This is a genomic window from Enterobacter sp. Bisph1 (assembly GCF_000814905.1).
GTDB lineage: Bacteria > Pseudomonadota > Gammaproteobacteria > Enterobacterales > Enterobacteriaceae > Kosakonia.
Window position 1 is genome coordinate 23,867 of the sequence record NZ_JXAG01000040.1, and the last position, 14,571, is coordinate 38,437.

The window sequence follows — 14,571 nt, forward strand, 5'->3', positions numbered from 1 at the left end:
GAGAGTAAACGCATGACCGCAAAATATTATGCCATTCTGACCAACCAGGGCGCGGCGAAGCTGGCAACAGCCGCCGCCCTTGGCACCCAAATCCGTATTACGCAAATGGCCGTCGGTGACGGCAATGGCACGTTGCCCATGCCTGACGCCGCACAAACCCAACTGCTCAATCAAAAACGCATCGGTGCCATTAACACCCTGACCATTGATGCGGCCAACAGCAGCCAGATTATTGCCGAACAGGTGATCCCGGAGGACGAAGGAGGATTCTGGATCCGCGAAATCGGTTTGTATGACGATGCTAATGTGCTGATCGCGGTCGCCAGCTGCCCGGAAACTTACAAGCCCCTGTTGCAGGAAGGCAGCGGCCGTACGCAGACCATTCGTATGGTACTGATTGTCTCGTCAACGGCGGCCGTCACGCTAAAAATCGACCCGTCGGTAGTGCTGGCAACGCGTAAATACGTTGATGACAAAGTTATCGAGATTAGGGCTTATGCCGATGACTTAATGCGCCAACATATTTCGACTGAGAACCCACATACGCAATACCCGCTAATTTCGAACGCATTGCAGGAAATCGCCAACGCGGGATTAGTAAATCATGTGCATAAGAATCTAAATCTGAGCGGCATTGTGCTGGCGGGCACCGCAATGGCGCAGTTAGCGAATCCCGGTTATTTAAAAATCCCTGTGATCATTGCGAATGTCAGACATGAACTCATTATCCAGTGGATGTTCGGTGGAACAAGCCTAACTAACGGTATGGACTCGGTTATAAACTGGCCGATCCCCTTTCCCACGGCCTGCTTTAGTGCACAGGCAACATTTAATGAAAGTACAGCGCCATATACTGATGTTAATACGCCCATTTTTATCACTGCCCGTTCGCAACAGGCAATCACTATTCGTTCCTACACAGGAGCTGGGAACGGCGTAGATATTCTCGGTATCGGTTATTAGCTTTAACGCTATTTTTTGAAACGGGCTCCGGCCCGTTTTTTTCCCCGCTGCTGTTGTTTCATCCGCCCCCCAACCCCGACAAATAGCGCTCTACCTCGCCGTTCTGGAAAATAGCTCTCACCCCAACACCACGGAGTTAATCGGATGAGTGACTACCATCATGGCGTTCAGGTCGTCGAAATCAACGACGGCACGCGCGTCATTTCCACTGTCTCAACCGCCATCGTCGGCATGGTTTGTACCGCCAGCGATGCCGATGCGGCAACCTTTCCACTGAATGAACCGGTGCTGATTACCAGCGTACAAAGCGCCATTGCCAAAGCGGGTACTAAAGGTACGCTGGCCGCCTCGTTACAGGCGATTGCCGATCAGGCAAAACCGGTGATCGTTGTGGTCCGCGTCGCGGAAGGCAGCGGTGAAGGCGCTGAAGCACAGACCATTTCCAATATCATTGGCACTACCGATGCCAACGGTAAATATACCGGTCTGAAAGCGCTGCTGACCGCCGAAGCTGTTACCGGCGTTAAACCGCGCATTCTTGGCGTACCGGGACATGACTCACTGGAAGTCGCTACCGCGCTGGCTCCTATCTGCCAGAAGCTGCGCGCCTTCGGTTATGTCAGCGCCTGGGGCTGTAAAACCATCTCCGATGCCATTAAGTATCGCGCGAACTTCAGCCAGCGCGAACTTATGGTGATTTGGCCGGACTTGCTCGCCTGGGATACCGTCGCCAATGCGTCAGCAACCGCCTTCGCTACTGCCCGCGCCCTCGGCATGCGTGCCTATATCGACCAGGCTGTCGGCTGGCACAAAACCCTGTCTAACGTTGGCATCAACGGCGTAACCGGCATCACAACCCCGGTATTCTGGGATTTACAAGAATCCGGTACCGATGCCGATCTGCTGAACCAGGCTGGCGTGACCACGCTGATTCGCAAAGATGGCTTCCGCTTCTGGGGCAACCGTACCTGTTCCGACGATCCGCTGTTCCTGTTTGAAAACTACACCCGTACCGCGCAGGTGATCGCCGATACGATGGCGGACGCACATATGTGGGCGGTGGACAAACCGATTACCGCGACGCTTATCCGCGACATCATCGATGGGATCAACGCCAAGTTCCGCGAGCTGCGCAGCAACGGTTATATCGTCGATGCGAACTGCTGGTTCGATGAATCCGCCAACGACGCCGAGACCCTGAAAGCCGGGAAACTGTATATCGATTATGACTATACGCCGGTCCCGCCACTGGAAAATCTGACCTTACGCCAGCGCATCACCGATAAATACCTGGCGACCCTGGTCTCCTCGGTTAACAGCAATTAAGGATCCTGATAAATGGCAATGCCGCGAAAACTTAAATATATGAACGTGTTCCTGAATGGCTATAGCTATCAGGGAGTGGCTAAATCCATCACGCTGCCAAAACTGACCCGCAAGCTGGAGAACTATCGCGGTGGCGGTATGAACGGTGTCGCACCGATTGATATGGGCCTCGACGACGACGCCCTGTTAATGGAGTGGACGCTGGGCGGTTTCCCCGATGAGGCTATCTGGGAACTGTATGGCGCAACCAGTACCGATGCGGTACCGATTCGCTTCGCGGGCTCCTATCAGCGCGATGACACCGGCGAAACGGTGGCGGTTGAAGTGATGATGCGCGGTCTGCAAAAAGAGATCGACACGGGTGAAAACAAGCCGGGTGAAGATACCGAGTCCAAAATCACCGTGCTGTGCACCTACTTCAAACTGACCATTGATGGCAAAGAGATGGTGGAGATCGACACCGTCAACATGGTTGAAAAAGTCAACGGCGTCGACCGTCTCGAGCAACACCGCCGCAATATCGGCCTGTAATGCCCTCCGGCCAGCCTGCTGGCCGGGATTTTTCCCCGCAAATGGAATCACGAGGATCTTATGAACAACGAATCTGAAAACGTTATTACCCTGCAAACCCCGATTAAACGCGGCGAGCAGCTGATCGGCACCCTGACCCTGATGAAACCGAACGCCGGTACCTTGCGCGGGCTGAGCCTAGCAGCGGTGGCCAATGCCGACGTGGACGCGCTCATTAAAGTGCTGCCGCGTATTACCTCCCCTTCTCTGACCGAGCACGAAGTGGTGGGGCTGGATCTGGCGGATATGGTGGCGCTGGCGGGCAAGGTGGTTGGTTTTTTGTCGCCAGCTTCGGCGCAGTAAATTTTCCGCCCAAACTGTCGGTTGACGATTTGATGGCGGATATCGCGGTGATCTTTCACTGGCCGCCATCGGAGCTTTACCCCCTGAGTCTGAGCGAACTCATCATCTGGCGCGAAAAGGCGCTGCAGCGAAGCGGAAATACCCATGAGTAACAGCACAAATATTGAAGAGCTGCTCACTGCTGTTGATCAGGCAACGCGGCCATTTAAAAATCAGCAAACGACGAGTGTGTCGCTGTCGGCCAGCATCAACGCAACGGAAACTAGCCTGCGCAATCTTAACGATCAGCTTGCGCAGGTGGGCAAGCTAAAGCAGACGGAAAAAGAACTTGCCAGCGTTAGCGTTAAGCTAAGAGTGGAGCAAGAACGCGCTTTGGAACTGGCGGGGCAAACCCAGACGCCCGAAAACGCTAACGTTCTTGCTTTGTCGCAACTGCGCGTAAGTCGGCTGCAACAGCAGCAGTCTCGCCTTAGCGATACCGTTGCCGGGCAGAGAAGTGAGCTAACGCAGTCCGGTCTTAATGCAGACGCGCCATCGGAGGAGTTAGCACGCCTGCAAAACAGCATTAGCGAAAGTACAGCGCTGCTGGACACGCAGCAGAAATCCTTAAAAAAGGTTAAACGACGGGAGAAGATCGAGGGCTTCCAGGCGGCGCTGCAGGATACGGCGGAGAAGTTCTCCGCCGTTGGCGAAAGGGGAAAATCCATCGCCGCCACCGGTTTTAATCTCGGCAAAATGATTATGCAACCGGGCTACGAGGCGTCGCTAAACGCCGATCCCCAGCAGAGCGAGGGAGGCCCGGCATCCGGTAAGCAAGGCGGAAACCTCGGTACCGATTTACAAGCGCTACAGGATGCGTATCAATCCCTGAGCGTTGATTTCTTTGCAACTCAGGAATCGTCGCTGCGTATGCTGGTGCAAACGGCGACCGAATTTGTTGGCAAGCTGCAACAGTGGGTACAGAACAACCAGGGGATTGTGCAAAGCTTCGGTATGGTTGCTACCACAGTGGTCGGCGTGGCGGGCGCCGTTGGCTATGTCGCCAGCGCCATAGGGCCAGTTTTTTCAGGTATAAGTGGGCTAATCACGATAGCCACGTCCCTTGGAAGCGTTTTTACCACTGTTTTCGGCGGTATTGTGACGATACTCGGCTCGCTCACCCTGCCCATCATCGGTGCTATTGCGGTTTTTGCCGCCGCCGCGCTGGCCATTTACACATTCTGGGAACCGGTTAGCGCGTTCTTTGGCGGCGTGGTCGAAGGCATAAAAGCTGGCTTCGCCCCGCTCGCTGACCTTTTTACGCCTTTCAAGCCGGTTTTCGACGCCATTGGTAGCGCCTTATCCGCGGTTAAAAACCTTTTCAGCGATCTGATAGCCCCTATTACTTTTAGCCAAAACGCGCTGGAAAGCTGCGGTAACGCAGGAGAGATAGTTGGCCGGATACTCTTCGAAATGTTTTCACTCCCCTTTGCTCCCCTGAAAGCATTGATCAACGGCGTCAGTTGGCTGCTGGAGAAGATGGGCGTTGTAAACAAGCAAGCGTCAATCGAGCTTCCAGCACCCCAGGCAGCCACCACGGGCGCAACATTCGATTATGTCCAGCCAACCAGCACTATGTCTGGATTCAACAATTATCAGGCCGCCAAACCCACTGGCGGTAATTCGTATGTTGATCAGAGCAAACGAGAATATAACGTGACGCTTCAGGGTGATATCAGGCCCGGTAGCGACAGTGAGCGCTACCTGCTGGATCTGTTCCGCCAGGACGCCGATAACAAACGCAACGCGACCTTTTCACAATTCAATCCATCAGGAGGGTTTTAATTATGATGATGGCGCTGGGGGCTTTTGTCTTTATCGGCAAAACACTCCCCTTTCAAGGTGTTAGTCACTCGACCAACTATACATGGAGCAGCAATGAGCGGGTGGGCAAACGCGCGGCGTATCAGTATCTTGGTCCGGGTGCCGAAACCCTCGAGATTACCGGTAAAGTCTCTACAGGCATGACCCACGGCGCGGTCTCGCTGGCAACCTTGCGCCTGATGGCTGAACTGGGTAAACAGTGGCCGCTTATCGGCGGTAACGGCATGATTTACGGAATGTTTGTTATCAACAGCGTCAAAGAGAATGGCTCTGATTTTGCAAGCGACGGGACGCCGCGTTTCATTAGCTTCACGCTGTCACTCACGCGTGTCGACGAATCGCTGCTTTCCATCGCTGAACAAGCGCGAACAAAAGCTTTCGAACTGTACGATAGCGCCCTCAACATGCTGGGGGTCGGCAATGTTTGATATGCAGTTTAACGATCCCTTTCAGGCAGATGCCCCGGCGTTTAGGGTGGCGCTAAAACCCAACCCTGGCCGCGCTAACAGCACCAGCACCTCTGCTGAACAACCCGATAACAGCAAAGATGAAACAAAAGACATCACCGCCACGCTCGCTCCGCGATTAATTGCCCTCACGGTGACGGATAATCGTGGCTTTGAGGCCGATACGCTGACGCTGACGCTGGATGACAGCGACGGCAAAATCGAAATGCCGGAGCGTAACGCGCAGGTTACCGTCTCCATTGGTCGACAGGGTTCACTGCTGACCGATATGGGCAGTTTTTTTATCGACCAGGTCAAACATCAGGGCGCACCGGATCGGCTGATCATTACCGGGCGTAGCGTCGATTTTCGTAGCAGTATGAATACCGCAAAAGAGTGGTCATGGCATGACGCCACCCTGGGCGACATCGTCAAAGATATTGCCTGGCGTAATTCCCTAAGCGCCAATGTCGCGCCGGAACTGGCTGGCATTAAGATTGCGCATATTGATCAATCCAAAGAGACCGACGTCGCGTTTCTCACCCGGCTGGCTGTGAGTAACGGCGCGGAGATTGCCGTCAAATCGGGCGTGCTGATCTTTCTTGTACCGGGTAAGTGCCTGCGGGGCGGCAAGGAGATATCAACCGTCACCATCAACCGTAGCGATGGCGATTCGCACGCGTTTGATCTTACGGATCGTACAGCCTACGGCAGCGTTATTGCGCGCTGGGAGGATACCAAAACGCCGAAGAAGCAGACAAAACAAGTCAAACTTACGCGTAAAGGTGTCAGCAAACCGCAATGGAAAACGGATTATCTTGCTGGTTTAACGGAGAATACCAACGTCCTGCAAAATAATTTCGCGTCACGAGATGAAGCCTTCCGCGCGGCACTGGCGGAATGGCAAAAGCGTCAACGGGACGCAGCGGCTTTTTCCCTGACGCTGGCACAAGGACGTGTCGATATCGCACCGGAAACACCCGTCCAGTTAGCCGGCTTTAAAGAAGTCATTAATCAAACGCCGTGGGTAATCAAAAAATTAACCCACGGCATTGATTCAAAAGGCTTTATCACCAAGCTGGAACTTGAAGTAGATATCCGAAAAATCGAGTATGAAGTTGAGGAATCGATTATCTGACAACGTCAAATGCAACCTTTAACTTGCATTTGCGAGTTAAAGGTTTATCATTACTGGCATATCCACGCAGGAGAGATCGCAAAATGATGCATTGCCCGATATGCCAGAAAGCGGCGCACGCGCGCTCAAGCCGCTACCTCAGTTCTGAAACCAAAGAGCGCTACCACCAGTGTCAAAATATCAACTGCGGTTGTACGTTCGTTACCCATGAGTCGCTGGCGCGCTATATTGTTCGCCCGCCCACGCTGGATGTGACCGCAGCTCATATTGGAAAGTAACCGCAACGCGCATACAAAACCTGCAGCCGCAGGTTTTTTTTCGCTTGTTATCAGAGATAAAAAAAGGGGCTGGCAGAAGCCAACCCCTTGTTTCATTACACGCTTTGGATGTAGCGTGAGTGCGTTATCAGTTAAGACGCTCTTTGATACGAGCAGACTTACCAGTACGCTCACGCAGGTAGTACAGTTTAGCTTTACGAACGGCACCACGACGTTTGACAGAGATGCTGTCAACTACCGGAGAGTGAGTCTGGAAGACACGCTCAACGCCTTCGCCGTTGGAAATTTTACGAACAGTGAATGCAGAGTGCAGACCGCGGTTACGAATAGCGATAACCACGCCCTCGAATGCCTGCAGACGTTTTTTGGAACCTTCAACAACCCATACTTTCACTTCCACGGTATCGCCCGGACGGAAGGAAGGTACGTCCTGCTTCATCTGCTCTTGTTCAATTTGCTTAATAATGTTGCTCATAATTTAATCTCTTATCCTGGGTAAACTGATATTCGGGGGTGTATTACACCAGCCCATCATGTTTGTGTTGCTGTTGTGCGTGTTCACGCTGGAACTCCGCCAGCAACCTTGCTTGCTCTTCAGTCAGAGCCAGGTTTTCCAGAAGTTCAGGTCTTCTAAGCCAGGTTCGGCCCAGCGACTGCTTCAAACGCCAGCGACGTATGTCGGCATGGTTCCCCGACAGTAACACCGCCGGTACGTCCATCCCTTCTAACACTTCAGGTCGGGTATAGTGTGGACAGTCCAGCAACCCATCGGCAAAGGAATCTTCCGTTGCCGAAGCTTCATGGCCCAGTACCCCCGGAATAAACCGGGAAACCGAATCAATCAGCGTCATCGCTGGTAACTCACCACCGCTGAGAACGTAATCGCCGATAGACCACTCTTCGTCAATCTCGGTTTGGATCACGCGCTCATCTATCCCTTCGTAGCGACCGCACACCAGAATCATTTTCTGATTGGTAGCCAGTTCGCTGACGCCCGCTTGATCAAGCTTGCGCCCCTGAGGCGACAGATAAATCACTTTGGCGCCTTCACCCGCCGCGGCTTTTGCTGCATGAATGGCGTCCCGCAAAGGATTCACCATCATTAGCATCCCCGGTCCGCCGCCGTAAGGACGATCGTCCACGGTACGGTGCCGGTCATGAGCGAAATCACGCGGACTCCAGCTCTGGATGCTCAGCAGGCCATTTTTTACTGCCCGGCCAGTTACCCCGTAGTCGGTAATCGCGCGGAACATTTCAGGAAACAGGCTAATTATGCCAATCCACATAGCGCCGTCTTTTACCGTATATCCGGAGGTTTAAAAACCAGGATCCCAATCTACTTCAATGGTTTGAGTAGTGAGATCGACTTTCTTGATAACCTGCCCATCGAGGAACGGAACCAGCCGCTCCTTGATACCAAACGCATCTTTCAGGTTTGCCTTGATGACGAGAACGTCATTGGACCCGGTTTCCATCATATCGACGACTTTACCGAGGCTGTAACCTTCAGTAGTCACTACCTGGCAGCCCATCAGGTCTTTCCAGTAGTAGTCACCCTCTTCCAGTTCCGGCAACTGCGCGGAATCCACGACAATTTCGCAATTGGTCAGCAGATTCGCGGTATCTCTGTCATCAACACCTTTCAGTTTGATGACGATATCCTGACTGTGGTAGCGCCAGCTCTCCAGCTCGATACACTGCCACTGACCCGCCTTCTGGATAAACCAGGGCTGATAGTCAAAAATGCTTTCGGCGTCTTCGGTGGAGGAGAACACTCTGAGCCAACCACGAATCCCGTAAGAAGATCCCAGCTTGCCGACAATGATTGGCTCTACGGGGACCTGTGTGGCTTGTTCCTTGCTCATCATGACCACCGTGACAGATTAAGCTGCTTTCTGTGCTGTTTTGATCAGCGCGGAAACGCGATCGGAAACGGTAGCGCCCTGGGCAACCCAGTGCTGAATACGATCCAGATCCAGGCGGGTGCCTTCTTCTTTATCGGAAGCAATCGGGTTGAAGAAACCAACGCGCTCAATGAAGCGACCGTTACGTGCATTGCGGCTGTCAGTAACAACAACCTGGTAGAACGGACGCTTTTTAGCGCCGTGACGTGCTAAACGAATAGTTACCATAACATCCTCTTGTGTGAATAAAACACCAGGCCCCATCGAGGAACGGAGCCCGGTGTCATATTAAAAGCCCGAAAATTTTACTCATTTTTTGCTAAAAAGCAATCGACATGTACGAATCGTTGCGGTGCGAGGCCGTCGGCGGTGCAGACAGTTTGACGCCGGCGTGCGCGCAGTCACCGCAGCGTACACGCAGTACGTGAGGATGACGAGCACACCCCGGCGTCAAAATGGCAAATAAGCCAGGCCGTTTAAAACCTCTTAGCGGCCAGGGAATCCTGGGGGCATCATCCCTTTCATCCCGCGCATCATCTTCGCCATCCCGCCCTTCTTCATCTTCTTCATCATGCGCTGCATGTCGTCGAACTGTTTAAGCAGGCGGTTGACATCCTGCACCTGCATGCCGCAACCGGCGGCGATACGGCGCTTACGGGAGCCTTTGATAATGTCCGGGTTGGCGCGCTCTTTCAGCGTCATGGAATTGATGATGGCTTCCATGCGCACCAGCACTTTGTCGTCCATCTGTGCTTTTACGTTGTCCGGAATCTGGCCCATGCCCGGCAGTTTGCCCATCAGGCTGGCCATGCCGCCCATGTTTTTCATCTGGCGCAGCTGCTCAAGGAAGTCGGTCAAATCGAAACCGTCGCCCTTCTTCAGTTTATTCGCCAGCTTCTCGGCCTGGACGCGGTCAACTTTGCTTTCGATATCTTCGATAAGGGAGAGCACATCGCCCATGCCGAGGATACGCGAAGCAATACGATCCGGGTGGAACGGCTCCAGCGCGTCGGTCTTCTCACCGACGCCGAGGAATTTGATTGGTTTGCCAGTGATATGGCGAATGGAGAGGGCCGCACCGCCGCGGGCGTCGCCGTCCACTTTGGTCAGTACCACGCCGGTGAGCGGCAGCGCTTCATTAAAGGCTTTCGCGGTATTCGCCGCATCCTGACCGGTCATCGCATCGACGACAAACAGGGTTTCCACCGGCTTAATCGCCGCGTGAACCTGTTTGATCTCATCCATCATCGCTTCATCAACATGCAAACGACCGGCGGTATCGACCAGCAGCACGTCGTAGAACTTGAGTTTCGCTTCTTTCAGCGCGGCATTAACAATATCGACCGGCTTTTGTGTGACGTCAGAAGGGAAGAAATCCACTTCGACCTGCTGCGCCAGCGTCTCCAGCTGTTTGATCGCCGCCGGGCGATAGACGTCGGCGGAAACGACCATTACTTTTTTCTTGTGCTTTTCGCGCAGGAATTTACCGAGCTTACCGACGCTGGTGGTTTTACCTGCACCCTGCAGGCCCGCCATCAGCACCACCGCTGGCGGCTGCGCGGCGAGGTTGAGGATCTGGTTCTCTTCGCCCATCGCCGACACTAATTCGTTACGGACGATTTTGACGAACTCCTGACCTGGCGTCAGGCTTTTATTGACTTCATGCCCAACCGCTTTCTCTTTAACGCGGTTGATAAAATCACGCACCACCGGCAGCGCAACGTCCGCTTCCAGCAGCGCCATGCGCACTTCGCGCAGGGTTTCTTTGATGTTGTCTTCAGTGAGGCGTCCACGGCCGCTGATATTGCGCAGGGTGCGCGACAAACGATCGGTTAAATTATCAAACATTGTCTCTCGCCTGAGGTGATACGATGGCCGCCAGCGCGACGCATTACAGAAATTTCACGCAGTATAACATGAAGACATTGCTCCTGTATGTGATGCAACTGTTGGAGCCTGGGTCACGTAACGCTATACTGCTTTTCTTTCTTCTTCAGTCAACTGCCGACATCCTATGCCCGTTTTTGCCCTGATTGCTCTTGTTGCCTATTCCATCAGCATTGCGCTGATTATTCCCAGCCTGCTGCAGAAAAACAGCGGCTGGCGCAGAATGGCTATCCTTTCGGCGGTGATCGCGCTTATTTGTCACGGTTTCGGTTTAAAAGAGCGCCTGTTCCCCGACGACGGCGGGCAAAACCTGAGCCTGCTTAACGTTGGCTCGCTGGTAAGCCTGATGATCTGTACGGTAATGACCATTGTGGCGTCGAAAAACCGCGGCTGGCTGCTGCTGCCGATCGTTTATACCTTCGCCCTGATCAACCTCGCCTTCGCCGTGTTTGTGCCTAATGAGTACATGATTCATCTGGAAGCCACGCCGGGGATGATGGTGCATATTGGCCTGTCGCTTTTCGCTTATGCGACTTTAATTATTGCCGCTATGTACGCGCTGCAGCTGGCGTGGATTGACTATCAGTTAAAGAACAAACGGCTGGCCTTCAGTAATGAAATGCCGCCGCTGATGGTGATTGAGCGTAAAATGTTTCATATCACCCAGGTTGGCGTGGTGCTGCTGACGCTGACGCTTTGCACCGGTTTGTTCTTTATGCACAACCTGTTCAGTATGGAAAATATCGACAAAGCGGTGCTGTCCATTATCGCCTGGTTTGTCTATATCGTGCTGCTGTGGGGCCATTACCATGAGGGCTGGCGCGGCCGCCGGGTGGTGTGGTTCAACGTCGCGGGCGCCGGGATTTTAACGCTGGCCTATTTTGGCAGCCGCGTCCTGCAGCAATTTTTGAGTTAAGACAAAGGAGTCCCCCCTGGACAACATCTCCACCACGACGCTTATCATTACCCTTATCATCATGGTCGTGGTCTCTGCTTATTTTTCCGGTTCCGAAACCGGGATGATGACTCTCAACCGCTACCGCTTGCGCCACTTAGCCAAGCAGGGAAACCGTGCGGCAAAGCGTGTCGAAAAGCTGCTGCGTAAGCCCGATCGCCTGATAAGCCTGGTGCTGATCGGTAATAACCTCGTCAATATTTTGGCCTCGGCGATCGGTACGATTGTCGGTATGCGCCTTTACGGTAACGCGGGCGTCGCGATCGCCACCGGCGTGCTGACCTTTGTGGTGCTGGTGTTTGCCGAAGTGCTGCCAAAAACTATCGCCGCGCTGTATCCCGAAAAAGTCGCTTTCCCCAGCAGTTTCCTGCTGGTACCGCTGCAGGTGATCATGCTGCCGCTGGTGTGGCTGCTCAATGGCGTTACCCGGGTGCTGATGCGCATGATTGGTATCAAGGCTGATGTGGTGATCAGCGGCGCGCTGAGCAAAGAGGAGCTGCGCACCATCGTGCATGAGTCCCGCTCGCAAATCTCGCGCCGCAATCAGGATATGCTGCTGTCGATTTTGGATCTGGAAAAGGTCAGCGTGAACGACATTATGGTGCCGCGCAATGAAATCGTCGGTATCGATATTAATGACGACTGGAAAGCGATTGTCCGCCAGCTCACCCACTCGCCGCACGGGCGCATTGTGCTGTACCGTGATTCCCTCGATGACGCCATCAGCATGCTGCGCGTGCGCGAAGCCTACCGGCTGATGACGGAGAAAAACGAATTCACCAAAGAGGTGATGCTGCGCGCCGCCGATGAGATCTATTACGTCCCGGAAGGCACGCCGCTGAGCACGCAGCTGGTGAAATTCCAGCGTAATAAAAAGAAAGTTGGGCTGGTGGTCAATGAATACGGTGATATTCAGGGGCTGGTAACGGTTGAAGATATTCTGGAAGAGATTGTCGGCGATTTCACCACGTCTATGTCGCCAGCGCTGGCCGATGAGGCAACGCCGCAAAATGACGGTTCGGTGATTATCGACGGCAGCGCCAACGTGCGTGAACTTAATAAAGCCTTTAACTGGCGCTTACCGGAAGATGAAGCCCGCACCGTCAACGGCATGCTCCTTGAAGCGCTGGAAGAGATCCCGGCCATCGGCACCCGCGTGCGCATCGAGCAGTACGATATCGATATTCTCGACGTGCAGGACAATATGATTAAGCAGGTGCAGGTCATTCCGGTGAAAACGCTGCGGGAAAGCGTCGCCGAATAGGCGAAAAAAAACCCTCTCCGACGGAGAGGGTTTGGTTTATGCGAAAAAGTTACGCTTTCTCTTTGGCTACTGTAACCATCGCAGCGCGAATGGTACGGCCATTAAGGGTGTAACCTTTTTGCATCACGCCGAGCACTTTACCAGCGGCAATCTCTTCCGATTCCACCATAGCAATCGCCTGATGCACGTTCGGATCCAGCGGAACGTCGGTTTCAGCAATCACGTTAACGCCGAATTTTTTCACCACATCGAGCATGTTTTTCAACGTCAGTTCGATGCCTTCAACCATCGGCGCCATCTCGGCGTTATCTTTGTCCGCTACTTCCAGTGCGCGATCCAGGCTATCGACAACCGGCAGCAGTTCATTGATGAACTTCTCCAGCGCGAACTTATGCGCTTTCTCGATATCCTGTTCGGTACGGCGACGCAGGTTTTCCATTTCCGCTTTAACGCGTAAAACCGTTTCGCGCTCGCGGCTTTCCGCTTCAGCTAACTGCGCTTCAAGGTTCGCAATTTTCTCATCGCGCGGATCCACCTGCCCAGCAGAGTCATCAGCCTCAGCGACTGCTTCAACCTCATCGTGCTGTTCCATGATAATTTCTTCCGGGGCTTGCCCGTCAGGCGTTTTCTGTTCTTTACTACTCATGAATTTCTCCGCGTTTTTTTGCATTCATTTCGCTAACCTGCATTATTATGGGGATCAGTTTCCGGGAATCAAGGGAACGAGACAGATTGTCGATATTTCATTCGCCAAAAGGACCACCAGAAAATGACCCATCATTTCAAGTGTATTGGTATTGTCGGGCATCCACGGCACCCTACCGCGCTGACAACACATGAAATGCTCTATCGCTGGTTAAGCGCCAAAGGTTATGACGTCATTGTCGAGCAACAGATTGCCCAGGAACTGCAGCTCAATAATGTGAGAACAGGCACACTGGCTGAAATTGGCCAGCAGGCGGATCTCGCGGTGGTGGTCGGCGGCGACGGCAATATGCTTGGCGCGGCGCGCACGCTGGCACGTTATGACATCAAGGTTATTGGTATCAACCGCGGCAACCTCGGTTTTCTCACCGATCTCGATCCGGACAACGCCCAGCAACAGCTGGCGGATGTGCTGGAAGGCCATTATATTGCCGAAAAACGGTTCCTGCTGGAAGTGCAGGTGTGCCAGCAAGAGTGCCAGAAGCGCATCAGCACGGCGATTAACGAAGTGGTGCTGCATCCGGGCAAAGTGGCCCATATGATTGAGTTCGAAGTCTATATCGACGAAATCTTTGCCTTCTCCCAACGCTCCGATGGTTTGATTATCTCCACGCCGACGGGTTCCACTGCTTATTCCCTCTCTGCGGGCGGGCCGATTCTGACCCCTTCGCTGGATGCGATTACGCTGGTACCGATGTTCCCGCATACGCTCTCCGCGCGCCCGCTGGTGATCAATAGTAGCAGCACTATTCGCCTGCGTTTTTCCCATCGCCGCAGCGATCTGGAAGTGAGCTGCGACAGCCAAATCGCCCTGCCCATCCAGGAAGGCGAAGACGTATTAATTCGCCGCTGCGACTTTCATCTGAACCTTATTCACCCAAAAGATTACAGCTATTTCAATACATTAAGCTCTAAGCTCGGCTGGTCGAAAAAATTGTTCTGAAAATCATTGCACAACGCTTTACTGTA

General features: G+C 53.4%; 18 protein-coding genes. 12 read left to right on the forward strand and 6 right to left on the reverse strand.

Annotated elements, in window-relative coordinates; genetic code table 11:
* Window positions 1-12: 12 nt before the first annotated feature.
* The 9 genes from RW65_RS12310 to RW65_RS12345 all read left to right on the forward strand — a co-directional run bounded on the left by RW65_RS12310 (window position 13) and on the right by RW65_RS12345 (window position 6,887).
* The gene (locus tag RW65_RS12310) at window positions 13-963 is read left to right on the forward strand and encodes a phage tail protein (RefSeq protein ID WP_039057042.1); all 951 of its coding nucleotides are present in this window, start codon (window positions 13-15) and stop codon (window positions 961-963) included.
* A gap of 144 nt (window positions 964-1,107) precedes the next feature.
* The gene (locus RW65_RS12315; protein ID WP_039057043.1) at window positions 1,108-2,289 is read left to right on the forward strand and encodes a phage tail sheath protein; all 1,182 of its coding nucleotides are present in this window, start codon (window positions 1,108-1,110) and stop codon (window positions 2,287-2,289) included.
* Window positions 2,290-2,301: 12 nt separating this feature from the next.
* Window positions 2,302-2,820, forward strand: coding sequence for a phage major tail tube protein (locus RW65_RS12320; RefSeq protein WP_039057044.1), 519 nt, complete (start codon window positions 2,302-2,304; stop codon window positions 2,818-2,820).
* 60 nt (window positions 2,821-2,880) lie between these two features.
* Window positions 2,881-3,162 (forward strand): phage tail assembly protein, encoded by a 282-nt coding sequence (locus RW65_RS12325; RefSeq protein WP_039057045.1) that lies wholly within the window; start codon window positions 2,881-2,883, stop codon window positions 3,160-3,162.
* A 32-nt stretch (window positions 3,163-3,194) separates the two neighbouring features.
* Window positions 3,195-3,314, forward strand: coding sequence for a GpE family phage tail protein (locus tag RW65_RS21420; RefSeq protein ID WP_052250308.1), 120 nt, complete (start codon window positions 3,195-3,197; stop codon window positions 3,312-3,314).
* Window positions 3,307-4,986: a phage tail tape measure protein gene (locus RW65_RS12330; protein ID WP_039057046.1), complete on the forward strand. Its 1,680-nt coding sequence runs from the start codon at window positions 3,307-3,309 to the stop codon at window positions 4,984-4,986. The genes RW65_RS21420 and RW65_RS12330 overlap by 8 nt, the downstream gene beginning before the upstream one ends.
* Before the next feature lie 2 nt (window positions 4,987-4,988).
* The gene (locus RW65_RS12335) at window positions 4,989-5,453 is read left to right on the forward strand and encodes a phage tail protein (protein ID WP_039057047.1); all 465 of its coding nucleotides are present in this window, start codon (window positions 4,989-4,991) and stop codon (window positions 5,451-5,453) included.
* A complete protein-coding gene (locus RW65_RS12340) occupies window positions 5,446-6,609 on the forward strand; it encodes a contractile injection system protein, VgrG/Pvc8 family (protein WP_052250309.1) in 1,164 nt (387 codons plus the stop codon). The genes RW65_RS12335 and RW65_RS12340 overlap by 8 nt, the downstream gene beginning before the upstream one ends.
* Before the next feature lie 83 nt (window positions 6,610-6,692).
* On the forward strand, window positions 6,693-6,887 hold the full coding sequence (locus RW65_RS12345; RefSeq protein WP_039057048.1) for an ogr/Delta-like zinc finger family protein: 195 nt from the start codon (window positions 6,693-6,695) through the stop codon (window positions 6,885-6,887).
* 127 nt (window positions 6,888-7,014) lie between these two features.
* On the opposite strand, the gene rplS is transcribed toward RW65_RS12345, so the two are convergent.
* From rplS to ffh, 5 genes are all read right to left on the reverse strand, one after another.
* Window positions 7,015-7,362: a 50S ribosomal protein L19 gene (gene rplS / locus RW65_RS12350; protein ID WP_039057049.1), complete on the reverse strand. Its 348-nt coding sequence runs from the start codon at window positions 7,360-7,362 to the stop codon at window positions 7,015-7,017.
* A 43-nt stretch (window positions 7,363-7,405) separates the two neighbouring features.
* On the reverse strand, window positions 7,406-8,173 hold the full coding sequence (gene trmD / locus RW65_RS12355; RefSeq protein WP_039057050.1) for a tRNA (guanosine(37)-N1)-methyltransferase TrmD: 768 nt from the start codon (window positions 8,171-8,173) through the stop codon (window positions 7,406-7,408).
* 30 nt (window positions 8,174-8,203) lie between these two features.
* Window positions 8,204-8,752, reverse strand: coding sequence for a ribosome maturation factor RimM (rimM, locus tag RW65_RS12360; protein ID WP_039057051.1), 549 nt, complete (start codon window positions 8,750-8,752; stop codon window positions 8,204-8,206).
* An 18-nt stretch (window positions 8,753-8,770) separates the two neighbouring features.
* Complete coding sequence (gene rpsP, locus RW65_RS12365; RefSeq protein ID WP_039057052.1) at window positions 8,771-9,019, reverse strand: 30S ribosomal protein S16; 249 nt, start codon at window positions 9,017-9,019, stop codon at window positions 8,771-8,773.
* A gap of 258 nt (window positions 9,020-9,277) precedes the next feature.
* Window positions 9,278-10,639 (reverse strand): signal recognition particle protein, encoded by a 1,362-nt coding sequence (ffh, locus tag RW65_RS12370; protein WP_039057053.1) that lies wholly within the window; start codon window positions 10,637-10,639, stop codon window positions 9,278-9,280.
* A gap of 166 nt (window positions 10,640-10,805) precedes the next feature.
* On the opposite strand from ffh, the gene RW65_RS12375 reads away from it, so the two are divergent.
* A complete protein-coding gene (locus RW65_RS12375; protein ID WP_039057054.1) occupies window positions 10,806-11,594 on the forward strand; it encodes a cytochrome C assembly family protein in 789 nt (262 codons plus the stop codon).
* A gap of 16 nt (window positions 11,595-11,610) precedes the next feature.
* The gene (locus tag RW65_RS12380) at window positions 11,611-12,897 is read left to right on the forward strand and encodes an HlyC/CorC family transporter (protein WP_039057055.1); all 1,287 of its coding nucleotides are present in this window, start codon (window positions 11,611-11,613) and stop codon (window positions 12,895-12,897) included.
* A 49-nt stretch (window positions 12,898-12,946) separates the two neighbouring features.
* On the opposite strand, the gene grpE is transcribed toward RW65_RS12380, so the two are convergent.
* On the reverse strand, window positions 12,947-13,543 hold the full coding sequence (gene grpE, locus RW65_RS12385) for a nucleotide exchange factor GrpE (RefSeq protein WP_156123998.1): 597 nt from the start codon (window positions 13,541-13,543) through the stop codon (window positions 12,947-12,949).
* A gap of 123 nt (window positions 13,544-13,666) precedes the next feature.
* Here grpE and nadK point away from each other — a divergent pair, with 123 nt between their 5' ends.
* Entirely contained in the window at window positions 13,667-14,545 is an 879-nt protein-coding gene (nadK, locus tag RW65_RS12390) for an NAD(+) kinase (RefSeq protein WP_039057057.1), read from the forward strand.
* Window positions 14,546-14,571 lie beyond the last annotated feature (26 nt).